The organism is Desulfovibrio psychrotolerans, assembly GCF_013340305.1.
GTDB classification, from domain to species: Bacteria; Desulfobacterota; Desulfovibrionia; order Desulfovibrionales; family Desulfovibrionaceae; genus Halodesulfovibrio; species Halodesulfovibrio psychrotolerans.
The window spans coordinates 279,959-295,926 of record NZ_BLVP01000008.1; the positions used below are offsets into that span (position 1 = coordinate 279,959).

Genomic DNA, 15,968 nt, shown 5'->3' on the forward strand with positions numbered 1-15,968 from the left:
CAAGCCATGAAAGACTGTGCACAGATGAGAAGGCAGAGGTTCCGCCCCCGCTACGGCAAAAGCAAGCTGGGGCTTACCATCTCGGAAATTTCGCGCGAACTGCGCTCGCTGTTTGATGCGAAGTTCAAGGAACACGGGGTGAGCAATGCCCGCTGGATTGTGCTGTGGGCCTTGCAGGAACTGGCGGAGCCTATCTCGCAGAAACGGCTGGCGAACTTGCTGGGCATAGAAGGCCCCACCCTTGTCCGCATGCTGGACAGGCTGGAAGAGGACGGTCTGGTGCGCCGCACGCCCTCTGAACAGGACAGGCGGGTAAACCTGGTGGAACTGTGTGCCAAGGCGGACCCGCTGCTGGACAAGATGTTCGTCATCTGCTGCGAAGTGGAAGAGAGCCTGTACGCGGATATTGACGAAGCGGACCTGATTAAGGCGCACGAGGTGCTGTTGAAAATGCGTGACCGGGTCTTTGAGCTGAGCGGGAAGGACCGCGCCGATCTCATCGATTTCGGGCACAGCGCATCCGACCCGTCAGGGAGCTGACGAACCCTGCTTTTTCGAAAAATACATTCCCCGTACAGCCGAGCCTGAAGGCATACAAGGAATTTCCCTTGCTGATGCGGGGGCGGAATGCGGGGTGCGTCTTCAGCCGCTGGCGATTCGCTGAGCCTGACGGATGCAGAGGGCAGAGCGGGCACGGTTTCCTGCCCGCCTGAGCAGGCGACATCTCAAGAACGCGTTATCATCAATACAGAGGGCCGCAGGCGAGTGACGCCTGCGGCCCGTTTTTCTGTTGCGGAGGGGGGTTATGCCCGCTGCTTGCCCATGATGCGCGCGAACATTTGTTTGCGGTTCATCAGGCGCGGGGTCATGTCCACCACGGCGCGGTCAAAGAAGGTGAGCGGGTCGTGGTGGAAGAGGTATACCACGCGCACGTCGTGGGGGTTGCCCAGCACGGCGGTGGGGTATTTCTTCTGCACTTCCGCGAGCCGGGCCTGTGCCAGTTCCATCATCTCGTCCTCTTCGCCAAAGTTCATGGTGCCCGTGGGGCAGGTGTGCACGCAGGCGGGCTTCATGTCGTTCTGCACGCGGTCTATGCACATGTCGCACTTGGTGATGAGCTTGGTTTCCGGGTCCTGACGCGGAATATCATACGGGCAGGCGGCACGGACGCCTTCATAATCCAGCCCGCGTGTTTTGTCGGTGTAGAGCACGGCTCCTGTCATGGGGTCCTGCAATATGGCGGTGGGATCGTCCAGATCGCCCATGCCCTTGCAGGGGGGCACCACACAGTGCCGGCACTGTTCCGGGAAGAACAGCCAGTCCAGTTTGCCGTCGTGCACCACCTCGGTGAAGCGCACCAGCCGGATGGTCTCGTGGCTCAGGTCCGGGGGATTCTGGTGCGAACCGGTGTTGACGGTTTTTTCCGCGGGCAGCTTTTTCCATTGCTTGCAGGCTACCTGACAGCCCCGGCAGGCGGTGCAGCGGGTGAGGTCGACAAAGAATTTCTTGGCCATGGATTATGCTCCCTCTATCTTCATGACGTTAACCATGAAGGCCTTAGTTTCCGGTATGCCGGTATTGGGGTCGCCCACGGAGGGGCTGAGCAGGTTGGCGGAATCGCCTCCGTCCACGGGGGTGTGCCAGCCGAACTGCCACGGCAGCCCCACCAGATGCACGGTTTTGCCCTGCACGATATAGGGCTGGATGCGCTTGGTGACCATGGCCACCGCCTCCACCTCGCCGCGCAGGCTGTACACGCGGATTTTTTCTCCGTTGGCTATGCTCTTTTCAGCCGCCAGCTCCTCACTCATTTCGCAGAAGAGCTGCGGTTCCGCTTCTACCAGCCAGCCCACATGGCGGGTCATCAGGCCGGTCTGCCAGTGTTCCGTCATGCGGTAGGTGGTGCACACGATGGGATAGCGCGGATCGGCCACGGCCTTTTCTTCCGAATGGATCTGGTAGGCCACGGGGTTGTGCAGCTGGCCCGAGAAGGGATGCCGCTTGATGGGGCCTTCCATGGGTTCGTAGTGTTCCGGGAAGGGCCCGTCCACCCTGCCTGGGCCGAAGAGCTGTGCGTGGCCGTGCTGGGTCATGATGAAAGGATGCTTCTCGCCGGGTTTCCATCCGCCATCGGGCACGTCGCCTGCCCATTTGTCGCCTGTCCACTGAATGACGGCGCGCTTGGGGTCCCACGGAACGCCTGCGGCGTTTACCGAGGCCCGGTTGTACAGTATGCGCCGGTTGGCGGGCCATGCCCATGCCCAGTTAGGATACAGCTGAATGGCGGCCTGTTCCGGTGTCTGTGTGCTGTCGCGCCGGGCGGCCATGTTGCCGTCGTCCGTGTAGGAGCCGGTATAGAGCCAGTTGCCGGAGCAGGTGGAACCGTCTGCCGTAAGGAAGGCGAAGCCCGGAACCTGCTGGCCCTTCTTGAAGCTCCTGCCGCCCACCTCAGCATCCTTGAGGAAGTAGCCGTTGATCAGGCGGGCCACCTTGTTCGCATCGTATTCCCCGTGCTGGTTCTTCCAGTCCACGGTGTTCAGGTTGACCACGGGGTGCGGCAGCGCGCCGCCCTCTGCCCGGTAGAGGTCTTTTATCTTCTCCATGAGTTGGAGCATGATGTCGCCGTCCGGCTTGGTGCCGGGGCGCGGGCTGGGCCCGGCATAGCGCCACTGCATCCAGCGGCCGGAGTTGGTCACCGAGCCTTCCTTTTCCACCGAGACGCAGCAGGGCAGCATGAAGACTTCCGTTTTTATCTTGCCGGGCTGCATGCCCGGCCCGCGCCAGAACGAGCCGGATTCGTTATCAAAGATGTTTACGTTAACCATCCAGTCCAGCTTGGTCATGGCCTCGCGGTTTTTGCCCGCGTTGGCACCGCCGCATGCGGGGTTCTGCCCCCACACGAACAGGCCGTTGAGCTTGCCGTTGTATATCTTGTCCCACAGGCCGAGCCACATGTATTCCGTGATCTTGGTATCGCCGTCCAGTTTGGGCAGCCAGTTGTAGGCATCGTCAAGGCTGGCGGTGGGATACATGGCCTTGAGCAGGCTGGCCAGATACTTGGGCTTGTTGCTCCACCAGTTGGCGGACATGGGGTCATTGCTGGCCGGGGTGTTTGCCGCGTTGTAGGCTTCCAGCGTCTGCCAGTGGGAGGCGGGAGTGGCCATGTAGCCGGGCAGGTCCTGCGCCAGCAGGCTGTTGTCCGTGGAGCCCTGCACGTTGGATTCGCCGCGCAGCGCGTTCACGCCGCCGCCTGCCACGCCTATGTTGCCCAGCAGGAGCTGGATCATGGACATGGCGCGTATGTTCTGCACGCCCACGGTGTGCTGTGTCCAGCCCATGGCGTAGAGGATGGTGGCTGCCTTGTCGGGCTTGCCGGTGGCACAGAACGTCTCGTACACCTTAAGGATATCGGCTTTGGGAGTGCCGGTGGTGGCGGAGACGGCTTCCACCGTGTAACGTTTGTAGTGTTCGCGCATCAGGTTCAGTACGCAGCGCGGGTTCTTGAATGTGGGGTCGCGCAGGGGAACGCCGTCCGCGTCTTTCTTGAACGCCCATTTGGTCTGGTCGTAGCTTTCCGCGCGGGCGTTAAAGCCTGAGAACAGGCCGCTGCGGAAGGAGTAGCCGGAATCCACCACAAAGGCGGCGTTGGTGTAATTGGCTACGTATTCCTTGAAATACAGCTCGTTATCCAGAATATACTTCATCATGCCGCCAAGGAAGGCGATGTCTGTTCCGGCACGCAGCTTGGCGTAGATGTCCGCCTTGGCGGAGGTGCGGGTGTAGCGGGGGTCCACATGAATGAGGGGCGCGCCGCGCTTCATGGCCTCTGTGACCCATTTGAAGGAAATGGGGTGGCATTCTGCCGCGTTGCCGCCCATGACCAGCACCACATCGCTGTTAGCTATGTCGTTCCAGTGGTTGGTCATGGCGCCGCGTCCGTAGCTTTCTGCCAGCGCGCTCACGGTGGAGCTGTGGCAGATGCGGGCCTGATGCTCAATGTACACGAGACCCAGTGCGCGCATGACGGCCTGAAGGGTCCAGCATTCTTCGTTGTCCAGCGCGGCGGAACCTATGTGGCCTATGGTTTCCAGACGGTTCACGGTGGCGCCCTTGGCATCGCGGGCGATGAGAGAGGCGTCGCGGGTTTTCTTCACCCGTTTGGCGATTTCCGTGAGTGCCCAGTCCCATGAGACCGGCTTCCATTCGTTGCTGTAAGGCGCACGGTAAAGGGGGGAATTCAGGCGGCGCTCGTTTTCGGCAAGCTGCCATATGGAGGCACCCTTGGAGCAGAGTGCGCCGGCGTTAACGGGATGGTCCGGGTCGCCTTCTATATTGATGGCGCGCCCCTGCCCGTCTTTGGACGTGCAGACGATGAGCCCGCATCCCACGGCACAGTAACAGCATATGGAGGTTGTGCGTTTGGCCCAGTTCAGCTTGAGCAGCTGCGCCCGGGCGACGGCGGGTGCCAGACTTACTCCCAGCCCGCCGAACGCGGCAACAGTGGCCGCGCCTGCCGAGAGTTTGAGAAAGTTTCTGCGTGAGACTGTCATTCTGCCTCCTGACGTGGAGATGGTTAGCGTCCCCTGATTTCGCGACCCAATGCCACGAGCAACCTGAATCCATAAAAAGGGGGAACAGCGGTAATGTTCCGTCCGGAATAGCCCGGTGCCTTCCGGCGGGGGAGCACACGCCTCCAGCAAAGCTGCGCAGCGCGCCGCCGTACCGGGGCAAGGCTTATGCCCAGACCGGAAAAGGGTAGCGCAAGGCTGTGTGCGGGTGATGAAACCTGTTGCATGTTTTCCTGCCTTTAGGTGAGGCCGTCTGAACAGAAAGACGGATTACCACTATCCGGTATAGACGAATGCAGGGAACAGGGAAAGGGGGCAGAGGGAAAAAATAACAATGTATCGGAGAAAAAGTCGGGTGCCGGGTGGCAAGGGCTGTCGTTTTTCCGTTTTTTCGATTGAAACATGCGGAGTTTGCCGGAGAAGCGGGCAGAGGCAGGGCGGATGAGAACGGGGAAGCAGGCTGGCTGCGGTGAGATATTGTTATTCGCAGGGCGTTCACGGGCGGACTGAAGCGGGAGGGCGCACCGCTCTGTCCCGCTCTATCCCGCTCTGTCCCGGTTGTTCAGGGCTGCGGCAGGTGGTGCGCAAAGAGGGCCCGGCAGGGGGCGGCATGCAGCAGCGGGCTTTGAATATGGTCTGTCAGGAGGCAGGGGTGTCGTATTCCGGCACAAGGTCGCACAGGTAGCGGACCAGCGTGTCGAAGATGTCGCCGGAGGGATGGTTGTAGCGAAATTCCAGCTCTTTCAGGTAGAGGGGAAAGCGCTGGGGAGTAACGCCCTTGAAGCGCTTGAGGCGCTGCTCTGCAAAGGCCCAGAAGGAGCCTTCAGCAGTGTGCTCCGGAACTTCGCCGCGACGGATGTATTGGTAGGGGAGCGAATCGTCGCCGCAGAATACCAGCGTGTCGTAATGGCGGTAGCGGTTGGTGTGGACTATGTACCCGTTGCGGTGCATGGCAAGGTGGAAGCTGTGGTTGAAGTGGAACACCGTTTCTGCGGAGATGCCGGAAACAAGGTCGATGAACACCCAGCCGTTACGCTCCAGAATGCCGAAGACGGGGATGGCGGTGCGGGAAGATTCCCGCGGGATGCCGGTGAGCTTTTTGCCTTTAAGATAGATGCCCAGTCCCGTTTCCGGCCCGAACATCTGGGCTGCGTCCATGGCGTGAGCCATGATGGCGAACCGGATGGTGGTGACCGCCTTGTAAGCCGCATTGTAGGAAAGATCCAGTTCGGAAGCCAGCTCGTGCACGTTCTTTTCCCGTGCGAACAGGTCCACGATTCGCAGCCATGTGAGGGGCGGAAGGTTGCCGTTGTTTATCCAGCGGCCGCTGAGTTCCTGAAAGGTGTAGCGGCATTCCGCGCAGCGGTAGCGGCCTGCGGAAAGGGTGTAGTGCCGGGGTGCACGGCAGCGCGGACAGAACCGCTGGTGCGATGGCCAGCAATGCGAGAGAAGGTATTCCCGCGCCCGCTCCTCGTTCCGGGCCGTATCGCCGGAAAGGGAAATGCCGTGTGCAGTGGCGGCGGGCGGTCCGCCGGTGCGTATGTCATGCCTGTTCTGCATGTGCCCCTCACAGCGCCGGAAGCCCGGCGGCTTCCAGAACGCGCTGGAGAAAGGCCGGGGCGGCGTTTTCGATGGACCCTGTGTAACGCATCAGCAGGCGCAGGGCTCCTGCTTTATCTCTGACCACAACCAGAAAGGTGGGAACGGGAGGGGAACCCACAAGGCTGTGCAGGGCCAGGTCCGGGTCCGGGAACAGCGCATAGGAAAGGGAATGCCGTTCGGCATAGCGGGCAGTGAGGGCGGCGTCATCGCCCGCCGCAATGCCCGCAAGCCGCACCGCGCCGGAGAGCCCCCGTGCGTGCAGCAGTTCGTTCAGCTGCTGCAGGTCCGGCCCTTCTGCCTGACAAGGGCCGCAGAACCAGCTGTATACGTTGAGGATGACAACGGATTCCGGAAGAGACGAGAGCATGAGGGGGCCATCGGGGAGCGCTTGCCCGGACGCCGCGGAGGGGCCTGCTCCCGGCACGGTGACCGGAGCGGGCAGGGGCAGGTCCGGAAAGGGGGAGGCAGCCCCCTGTTGCAGGTGGCACAGCGTGAGCAGCAGGACAAGATGCAGGATGCACGGGAGGTTGCGCATGGATTCCCTCGGTGGTGAACGTTAGCATATGGTAGGCACATAGTGCCCGCAAGGCAATGCCTTTTTCCGTTCGGGTATGTCGTGGCTTGCAGTTATCTGTGCGACAATGTAGGAATATGCAGGCGTCTGGGCGGGAACGGCAATCTGATGGCCAAGGGGGTTCCATGTCGCGTTCGGCAGTTCTTGTGTGCATACTCTGCCTGCTGCTTGCAGCCTGCGGCAGGGACGATGCGTTCGTCTCTGACGAGGACGGAACAAGCGGCGTTTCCGAAAGCCATATCCGTCTCGGCTCCTCCCTTCCCCTGACCGGGCACGCCAGTTATCTCGGAATGCAGACCCTGCGCGGGGCATTGAGTTACATCCACTTTGTCAACGACACAGGCGGTGTGCACGGCAGACGCATTGAACTGCAGGCACTGGATGACGGCTACGACCCCCCACGCTGCCTTGCCAATACCCAGAGCCTTATCATTGAGGGTGATATCTTTGCCCTGTTCGGGTATGTGGGCACCCCCACCACCATGCGCATTCTGCCGCTGGTGGACGAAGTGCGCATTCCCCTGCTGGGCATGTTCACAGGTGCCAACGGGTTGCGCACGCCCTTCAACCGCTACGTCATAAACGTGCGGGCATCGTACTATCAGGAAACAGGAGCCGCCGTGCGGCATCTTGTGCAGGACCTTGGTCTGCGGCGCATCGCTGTGTTTTATCAGTACGATGCCTACGGGTTTGACGGGCTTACCGGGGCGGAACTGGCGTTGCGCGAACTGGGGCTGGCCCCGGTGGCGCGCGGTTCCTACATGCGCGGCACCAACGATGTGACCGAAGGGTTGAAGCGCATCGTGGAGGCACAGCCCGAGGCGGTGATTATGGTGGGCACCTATGAGCCGTGCGCGGAGTTCATCCGCAGGGCGGACTCGGAAGGGCTGCGCGCCGTGTTTTACAATCTTTCTTTTGTGGGCGGCGAGGAGCTTGCGCGGCGGCTGCCCCCGAACCTGCAAAGCCCGGTCTTGCTCTCGCTGGTTGTGCCGCCCCCTTCCGCGCCGGAAGCACCCCGCATAATGGGCGCGGCACTGGAGTATGTGAAGCATCTCAAGGAGTTTTTCCCGGAGGAACACCCCAACGCCGTGGGGCTGGAAGGGTACATAAACGCGCTGGTTCTGGTGGAGGGGCTGCGCAGGGCTGGGCCGGAACTGACCCGCGAAGGGTTTATAGACGCCATTGAATCCATGCACGACTTTTCGCTGGGGGGCGATGTGAGCGTCTCGTTCAGTCCCGATGATCATCAGGGCATGGAGGCGGTGTATTTTACCGTGCTGCACAACGGCAATTTTGAACTGGTGGACGACTTCCGCTCCCTTGCGTTTTTCCCCGACGGATACCATGCAGAGAAGATTCATGCCGGCAACGGCACCGTGCCCGGTCTGGGCGAAGCGGGGTTGCCGTAATGCTCAGGCCGCTCGCCAAACTGAACCTGAAGAACAAGTTCTTTACGTACATTCTTGCCGTCATACTCATCATAAGCTGTGTCATAGCCCTTCTGGCCCGCTGGATTCTGGTCTCCGGCCTTACGCAGGAGCTGGAACTGCGCGGAACCGCCGTGGCGCAGAGCGTGGCGGCGCGGGGGGCTTCGTTCATCCTGGAGGAGAACATTCCCGAACTGCTGGGGCTTATCTTTGACGAGAAGCAGCTCCGGGAGCGCAAGCTGCTGGTGGACTATATCTACGTGGAGAACGTGGACGGGCTGGTGCTCTGCCATACGTTCACCCGCCCGTTTCCGCCGCAGTTGCAGGGAGCCAACCCGTTGGGCGAAACAGCCCAGAAGAGCGTGCGGCTGGTGCGGGTGGGGCAGCAGGAAGCCTATGACATTGCCGTGCCCGCCAGAGAGGGGCTTTACCGCATAGGCACTGTGCATGTGGGCCTTTCCAAGGAGCATATAGACAGCCTCGTGGGCAAGCTGCGGGTGATGTTTCTCGGGTTCATCTCCGCCATTATCATTATCACCTTCTACGTTTCGCACCGGCTGGCGAACTACATATCCCTTCCGGTCGTGCGGCTGACCAAGATTTCCGACGATCTTTCGCGGGGCAATTTTGACAGCGCGGGCATTCTGGACCTGCCGGACGATGAGTGGAAGATGTCCGACTGCCCCGCTTTTTCCGACTCCGACATGCCGTGCTGGCACTTTGACGACCAGATGCGTTCCGGGCGGCTGCAGCAGGAGGGAGCTTCGCAGCGCAGGTGCCGCACTTGCGTCTTCTACCGCAAGCGGGAGGGCGGGGACGAGGTGGCGCAGCTGACGGATTCGTTCCGCAACATGGTATGGTCCATCCGGCTGTACCGCCGCCGCCTCAGCGAATCGGAAAACACCTACCGCTCCCTGTTCAACAGCGGACCGGACCCCATATTCGTTGTGGACTGCAACACCCAGCGTGTGCTGGACGCCAACCCGCGCGCGGAAGAGGTTTACGGCTTTTCACGGGCAGAGCTTGTGGGCATGGAGTTTGCCCGGCTGGGACCTGTGCATGCCCGCGAGTGCTTCCGTCAGTTTGCGGACGGCGATGTGGCGGACTGCGTGCGCACACCCCGTGTTATCCACCACCGCAAGAGCGGTGTGCCCATGTTTGTGAACGTGAACGCCTGCCCTATCAGCTACCGGGGGCGTCCCGCCATCATCGTGGCAGCCACCGATGTGACCGAAATGGTGGAGAAGGACGCGCAGCTTATTCAGGCTTCCAAGATGAAGTCGCTGGGCGAAATGTCCGCAGGGGTGGCGCATGAACTGAACCAGCCGCTCAACGCCATACGCATGGGCAGCGATTTTTTGGCCATGACGCTGGAGGGGGGGCAGTCCATTCCCCCCGGGCAGTTTCATCAGGTGGTAACGGAGATAAGCGCGCAGGTTGACCGGGCTTCCGGCATTATCAACACCCTGCGGTCATTCGGGCGCAAGGCGGACCTTTTTGACGAGGACGTGAATCTGAACGATACCGTTCAATCCGTGACATCGCTGATACACAGACAGTTTTTGCTGCATCAGGTGGACATAAAACTGGAACTTACCGATCCGTTGCCGATGGTGACAGCGCAGGACAACAGATTGCAGCAGGTTCTCTTCAATCTGGTGACCAATGCCCGCGATGCCATTACGGAATGCAGGCAGGGGCAGGAACATCCGCCACGTGGGCGCATAGTGGTGCGTACCTTTGTGGAGCGGGACAAAGTATGCCTTTCCGTTACCGACAACGGAACGGGTATCCCCAAGGACGTGATGGACAAGGTGTTTGAGCCGTTTTTCACCACCAAGGTCACGGGCGAGGGCATGGGGCTGGGGCTTGCCATTTCGTACGGCATAGTGCGAGATTACAACGGTGATATAGGCATTCGGAGTAAGGAAGGCGAGGGCACCACCTTTACCCTGCGCTTTCCCCGTACCCCCGGCGCAACGGGGGAGGCACAGGGAGGAAAGGTGTAATGCGTATTCTGGTCATTGATGATGAACTGCCTACCCTGAAGATGTTTGTCCTCATTCTGAACGCCATGGGGCATGAGGTGCTTACGGCGGAGTCCGGCGAACAGGGGCTGGAGGTTATGCGCGCCGAAAAGCCGCCGCTGGTGCTCACAGATATCAAAATGCCGGGCATGGACGGCATAGAGGTGCTGCGCAAGATTAAGGAAGAGAATCAGGCAACGGAGGTTATTGTCATTACCGGGCATGGTGACATGGACCTTGCCATAAAGGCGCTTAATCTGGACGCGACCGACTTTATCAACAAGCCCGTCCGGCGCGAGGCTTTGCAGGGAGCGCTTTCCCGTGCTGAAGAACGCATGCAGCTCAAACATGACAAGGCGGTGGCGCTGAATATTTTTCTGCGCGAGGACGCGGCGGTCATTGCCGTGCGGGGCAGCCTTTCCACCGCCTCCGAATCTGCACTCAAGGATGCCTTCCGCCATGCCAGCCGTTCCCGCGTGAACATTATTCTGGATTTTGCGGAGAACACATCCATAAACGGCGCAGCCATTGCCGTGCTGGCGGACTGTATACGCAGCGCACGGGCAGACGGCTGCCGCATCGCCATGGCGGGGCTTTCTGACAACTTCCGGCAGGTGCTGGACGTGATGGGTATTTCGCGGCAGGTCACGGCCTTCCGCAGGCTGGAGGATGTGGTTTTTCCCTGACGTGGCTCTTCATCACTCTTTGTCACGCTTCATCAATATCCTTCACTGTTCATCACAGAATTGATCAGGGGTGGCAGGGCAGGTGGCGTTGCCTTCCTGCGTGATGCGCAGGGCGTTTTTGCCGGACTGCTTTATGGTGTACATGGCTTTGTCCGCGCAGCGCAGTACCTCGGAAACGGAACTGCCGTGGTCCGGGTACAGGCAGCCGCCGATGCTCGCCCCTATGCGCAGGGGCGTTTCCTCCCACAGATAGGGCGCGTTCAGTTCTTCCAGCAGGGTGCGCCCGGTGCGGTAGAGCGTTTCCATGTCTGCTATATCCCACAGCACCACCACGAATTCATCCCCGCCCATGCGGGCGGCAATGTCCGCCTCCCGCACGCGCCCGCGCAGGCGCTTTGCCACTTCGCGCAGCAGGGTGTCGCCCGCATCATGTCCGTAGGTATCGTTGATGGGCTTGAAGCCGTCCAGATCGATGAACAGCACTCCCAGCTTTTCGCCGGAGCGTTTTGCCTGCGCGATCATACGCTCGAAGGAGGCTTCCATCTGCGCCCGGTTATCGAGTCCGGTAAGGGGATCGGTGGACGCACGCAGCGAAAGTTCCAGCGCGGAGAGCTTCTTTTCCGTGATGTCCATGGCAATGCCCTCTAAAAAGGCGATGCGGCCCGATATATCCGCAACACCGCGCAGGCTGAGGGCAACCCATATGGTCTGCCCGTCGCGGCGGCGAATCTGCACCTCGTGCCCCTGCAGGGAATCTGATTCGGCAAGTTGGGCCAGCATGACGGCGCGCAGTTCCGGTTGCACCCAGTGCTCGGCGGCTATGTTGTGCACTGCTGCAAGCATCTCTTCCGGCGTATCGTAGCCGTAGAGCCGCGCCATGGCGGGGTTTGCGTCCAGAAAAACGCCCTCGCTCGTGGAGGTGAATATGCCTTCCACGGCGGACATGAAGATATTGCGGTAGCGCTCCTCGGCCCTGCGCAGGGCTTCTTCCATACGCTTGCGGGCGGTGATGTCTATGACAGCACCCACAATGCCCATGATGCTGCCTGATTTGCTGAACAGGGTTTCCTTGTAGATAAGGCTTGTGCGTGGCGGCACAGTGCTCTGCCATGTGGTTTCCATGCGTATGGAGGCCTTGCCCCGGGCGTGCAGCAGGGTTCTGTCGCTCTGTTCCTGATGGGTGGCAATCTCCGCAGGGAGAATGGCCAAGGGCTGCTGCCCCACAATGGCCTCGCGGGGCAGACCGGCAAGGGTGCAGAATTCGTCGTTCACCAGCGTGAAGATGCCTTCCGTATTTCTGACGAAGACCGGAATGGGCATGGCGTCTATGACGGCCTGAAGATAGTCGCGGCTTTCCGCGATACGCTGTTCGGCCCGCTTGATGGTGGTTACGTCCTGCGCGGAGCATTCGATGAACCCTGCCTCCTGATGCAGGGTGGCGGAGACGATGGCTTCGAAGGTGGAACCGTCGCGTCGCCGCAGGCTGACGGGAAAGGCGGAGACCTTGCCTGTTCTGAGCAGAGCGTCTGTCAGGGCTTCCCGCGCTTCGGGCTGCACGTAGGCTAGGCGCGGAATGCCGAAGGCCATAAGCTCGCGCGGGGAGGAGTAGCCCATAAGTTCTGCCCCGGTCTGGTTCACGGAGATGAACCGGTCGCCGTCCAGCGAGGTGCGGAAAATGGCCACCAGCGCCAAGTTGTACAGTTCCTTGTAACTTTCCTTGGCGGCGTGCAGTTCGCGTTGTGCCTCTTCGTTTTGCCTGAGGGTTTCGCGTAGTTTGGCGGAGATGTTTCTGTGCGTACGCAGCCGCTGCACGGTCAGCAGCAGGCCGATGATTGCCAGAAGAAGCAGCAGGGACAGGGTTATGCCCTTCGCATCCCCCTGTGCATAGAGCAGGGCATCGTCCGCCCGCGCCATTCCGGCAAGACAGGCATTGGCAGCAAGGCCGGCAGTGGCGGCAACGGGCGCAAGGCGTGGCAGATATGGGAATGGCATGGAACCTCTGTAGGCTGGAGGTGTACGCATGCATCCTTGCAGAAACAGATGGGAATGACAATGATAGCCCAAGAGAAAGACCGGCACGCGGCGATAAAAACCCGCCCTCCAAAGGCTCGAAGGGCGGGCTGCAGTAACTGTCATAGCCGTAGTAACCGTCGTAACAGTGGTAATCGGCGGTGTTTTATTATTCGTCGAGGTTGAAGTCCACCTTGATCTTATACAGCCGCTTGGCGGGCAGGTTCAGAATCTCAATGCCCGTTTTGGCGGATATGGCATCCAGCGTGGAGCATACCGTATCCCAGTTGGGCCCGATGAAGGTGAACCAGATGTTGAAGTCGTGGTCGCGCAGGTAGTTGTGGGTTACGCCGGGGTGGCTGTTCACCTCTGCCACGAATGCGTCCATCTTTTCCGGGGGCACCTTGGCGGCGCACAGGGTGGAGCGCCAGCCCAGCCCCTTGGAGTTGAAGTTGGCCCCCATGCGGCGCACGATCTTGCGTTCCTTCATGGAGCGCACGCGGGCAAGGGCTTCTGATTCGGTAAGGCCTACCGCATCGCCTATGACTTTGTAGGGGCGGGGTTCCACCGGAAAGCCGGATTGGATGATGGTGAGAATTTTGCGGTCCAGCGCGTCGAGCGTTGCATCCGTCTGGCGGGTCATGGCTGCCTCGTTTGCTTGGGGTTCAATCAGCCGCGCTTGCGCGGATTGTAGCTGCACAGCGGTTCTTCCGCCATGTGCGAGCCTTTCATGGAATAGCCGCGCGCACGGCAGCCGCCGCACACGTTGTGGTATTCGCACACGCCGCACTTGCCTTCATATTCTTCCTTGGTGCGGAACTGCCGGAAGGGTTCGGACGAGCGCCAGATTTCCGGGAAGGGAGTGGTGCGCACGTTGCCGCAGTCCAGCTCAAGGTAGCCGCACGGCTGCACCTGACCCACGTGCGAGATGAAGCAGAACCCCGTGCCGCCGAGGCAGCCCCTTGTGAAGGCGTCCATGCCGAAGTTTTCCGGCGTGACGGGAATGCCTTCCTCGCGCGCCCGCTGGCGCATGATGCGGTAGTAGTGGGGGGCACATGTGGCCTTGAGGTGCATATCGGTGGTTTTGCGGAAGTCGTAGAACCAGTTGAGCACCTCTTCGTACTCTTCTGCCGTTATGACCTCTGCGCCCATCTGGGCGGCGCGCCCGGTGGGAACCAGCAGGAAGATGTGCCACGCCGCCGCGCCGAGCGACTCGCACAACTTGAAGATATCCTTGAAGTAGGGAAGGTTCTGGCGGGTGACCGTGGTGTTTATCTGGAACTCTATGCCTGCGTCCTTCAGGTACTGGATGCCGCGCATGGAGGCCTGAAACGCGCCGGGAACGCCCCTGAAGTCGTCATGGAATTCTTCGCCGGGGCCGTCTATGGAGATGGAGCAGCGCTGAACGCCCGATTCCTTCATCATCTGCGCCGTTTCCGGCGTGATGAGGGTGCCGTTGGGCGACATGACGCAGCGCAGGCCCTTTGCCGTGGCATAGGCCACAAGCTCGTACACGTCCTTGCGCATCATGGGGTCGCCGCCGGTGAAGATGATGATGGGGTTGCCCACCTGCGGAAAGGTATCGATAAGCGCCTTGGCTTCTTCTGTGGAGAGTTCGCCGGGGTAGGGTTCCTCGTGCGCCTCTGCACGGCAGTGCTTGCAGGCAAGGTTGCAGGAGCGGGTTACTTCCCAGGCGATGAGCTTGCAGGCGGGGGTTCCGTCTTCCAGCGTGCGGGCCTTCATGCCGGCAAGGCCGCCGGCATGGGCTGCGCCGCCCGGATGTCCTTGGGGACGCCCTTGGGGATGCCCCTGAGGATGTCCTGCGGACTGTGCACCCTGATGTCCGTCCTGATGCCCGCCGAACTGCGCCTGCGCGTGTCCCGCAAACTGGCTGGCCGCATGCCCGCCCTGCTGCCGGGCGTGGTGCCCGCCGCAGCCGCTGCCGTCCGGCCCCTTATGTTTGCCGCAGCACACGTGCTCGCGTTTCTGTTCCGCGCCCGAAGCTTCTTTGTCGTGGCCGCAGCCGCAACCGGATTCGTTCTGATCGTGCATGTTACTTCACCAGCCCCCGCTCAAGCAGGTCTTCGGTAAAATAGGAAATAATAATGTCCGCTCCGGCGCGCTTAATGCCCAGCAGCGATTCCAGCGCAACGGCATCGCCGTTTACCCAGCCGTTTGCGGCGGCGGCCATGATCATGGAATACTCGCCGCTCACCTGATAGGCGGCAACGGGCAGATCAAATTCGTCCCGCACCATGCGGATGATGTCCAGATACGGACCCGCAGGCTTTACCATGAGGAAGTCTGCCTCTTCCAGCACGTCTGCCGTTGCTTCGCGCAGGGCCTCGCGGCTGTTGGCGGGGTCCATCTGGTAGGTCTTGCGGTCGCCGAACTGCGGAGCAGACTCCGCCGCCTCGCGGAACGGACCGTAAAAGGCCGAGGCGTATTTCACCGCGTAGGACATGACGGGAACTTCCGTAAAGCCCGCTTCATCCAGTGCCTCGCGTATAGCCATGACACGCCCGTCCATCATGTCGGAAGGGGCCACGATATCCGCGCCCGCCTCGGCATGGGAAACCGCCGTGCGTGCCAGAAGCTCCAGCGTGGCGTCGTTTTCCACGGTGGCTATGCCGCGTTCCTTGCGTACCAGTCCGCAATGGCCGTGGTCGGTATATTCGCACAGGCATACGTCGGTAATCACTACCAGTTCAGGCCAGCGCTGCTTGCACAGCCGCACCGCGCGCTGCACTATGCCGTCCTGCGCGTAGCCTTCCGTGCCTGCGGGGTCTTTCTTTTTGGGAATGCCGAAGAGAATGATGCCGCGCAGGCCGTTCTTCACGGCCTTGCCGACCTGTTTTTCGAATTCCTGCAACGAAAGCTGGAACTGCCCCGGCATGGAGGAGATGGGCTTGCGGAAGGTTGCGTCCCCGGTATCCACCACGAAATACGGCATGATGAGATCCTGCGCGCGCAGTTCGTTTTCCCTGACCATTTCGCGGAGTGCGGCGGTGCGGCGCAGACGCCGCCCACGGAAGAATTCTGCCACGTATCGGCTCCTTGGCGTGTTGGTGTTC

General features: G+C 60.9%; 12 protein-coding genes. 4 read left to right on the top strand and 8 right to left on the bottom strand.

Translation table 11 applies throughout. The annotated features are described in order from the left end of the window. Window positions 1–6 precede the first annotated feature (6 nt). The gene (locus tag HUV26_RS09025) at window positions 7–540 is read left to right on the top strand and encodes a MarR family winged helix-turn-helix transcriptional regulator (RefSeq protein ID WP_174409786.1); all 534 of its coding nucleotides are present in this window, start codon (window positions 7–9) and stop codon (window positions 538–540) included. Window positions 541–803: 263 nt separating this feature from the next. Here HUV26_RS09025 and HUV26_RS09030 read toward each other — a convergent pair whose 3' ends face one another. The 4 genes from HUV26_RS09030 to HUV26_RS09045 form a co-directional block, all read right to left on the bottom strand. Next, window positions 804–1,514: a 4Fe-4S dicluster domain-containing protein gene (locus tag HUV26_RS09030; protein WP_174409787.1), complete on the bottom strand. Its 711-nt coding sequence runs from the start codon at window positions 1,512–1,514 to the stop codon at window positions 804–806. Between the two features lie 3 nt (window positions 1,515–1,517). Then, a complete protein-coding gene (gene fdnG / locus HUV26_RS09035) occupies window positions 1,518–4,550 on the bottom strand; it encodes a formate dehydrogenase-N subunit alpha (protein ID WP_174409788.1) in 3,033 nt (1,010 codons plus the stop codon). A 657-nt stretch (window positions 4,551–5,207) separates the two neighbouring features. Continuing rightward, window positions 5,208–6,128, bottom strand: a complete 921-nt coding sequence (locus tag HUV26_RS09040; protein WP_243451330.1) for a transposase — start codon at window positions 6,126–6,128, stop codon at window positions 5,208–5,210. Between the two features lie 7 nt (window positions 6,129–6,135). Beyond that, a complete protein-coding gene (locus HUV26_RS09045; protein ID WP_174409789.1) occupies window positions 6,136–6,705 on the bottom strand; it encodes a TlpA disulfide reductase family protein in 570 nt (189 codons plus the stop codon). A gap of 164 nt (window positions 6,706–6,869) precedes the next feature. On the opposite strand from HUV26_RS09045, the gene HUV26_RS09050 reads away from it, so the two are divergent. Genes HUV26_RS09050 through HUV26_RS09060 form a run of 3 tightly spaced genes read left to right on the top strand, consistent with a single transcriptional unit; the run spans window position 6,870 to window position 10,884 of the window. Beyond that, on the top strand, window positions 6,870–8,153 hold the full coding sequence (locus tag HUV26_RS09050) for an ABC transporter substrate-binding protein (protein WP_174409790.1): 1,284 nt from the start codon (window positions 6,870–6,872) through the stop codon (window positions 8,151–8,153). Further along, window positions 8,153–10,180, top strand: coding sequence for an ATP-binding protein (locus HUV26_RS09055; protein WP_174409791.1), 2,028 nt, complete (start codon window positions 8,153–8,155; stop codon window positions 10,178–10,180). Before HUV26_RS09050 ends, HUV26_RS09055 begins: the two co-directional genes overlap by 1 nt. Next, window positions 10,180–10,884, top strand: a complete 705-nt coding sequence (locus HUV26_RS09060) for a response regulator (RefSeq protein ID WP_174409792.1) — start codon at window positions 10,180–10,182, stop codon at window positions 10,882–10,884. Before HUV26_RS09055 ends, HUV26_RS09060 begins: the two co-directional genes overlap by 1 nt. Window positions 10,885–10,926: 42 nt before the next feature. Here HUV26_RS09060 and HUV26_RS09065 read toward each other — a convergent pair whose 3' ends face one another. The 4 genes from HUV26_RS09065 to hemB all read right to left on the bottom strand — a co-directional run bounded on the left by HUV26_RS09065 (window position 10,927) and on the right by hemB (window position 15,940). Beyond that, window positions 10,927–12,876 carry a sensor domain-containing protein gene (locus HUV26_RS09065; RefSeq protein WP_174409793.1) on the bottom strand — a complete coding sequence of 650 codons (1,950 nt, stop codon included), beginning with the start codon at window positions 12,874–12,876 and terminating at the stop codon, window positions 10,927–10,929. A 187-nt stretch (window positions 12,877–13,063) separates the two neighbouring features. After that, on the bottom strand, window positions 13,064–13,537 hold the full coding sequence (gene ahbA / locus HUV26_RS09070) for a siroheme decarboxylase subunit alpha (protein ID WP_174409794.1): 474 nt from the start codon (window positions 13,535–13,537) through the stop codon (window positions 13,064–13,066). Between the two features lie 26 nt (window positions 13,538–13,563). After that, window positions 13,564–14,637, bottom strand: a complete 1,074-nt coding sequence (ahbD, locus tag HUV26_RS09075) for a heme b synthase (protein ID WP_243451362.1) — start codon at window positions 14,635–14,637, stop codon at window positions 13,564–13,566. A 310-nt stretch (window positions 14,638–14,947) separates the two neighbouring features. Further along, window positions 14,948–15,940 (bottom strand): porphobilinogen synthase, encoded by a 993-nt coding sequence (hemB, locus tag HUV26_RS09080; RefSeq protein ID WP_174409795.1) that lies wholly within the window; start codon window positions 15,938–15,940, stop codon window positions 14,948–14,950. Between the last annotated feature and the right edge of the window lie 28 nt (window positions 15,941–15,968).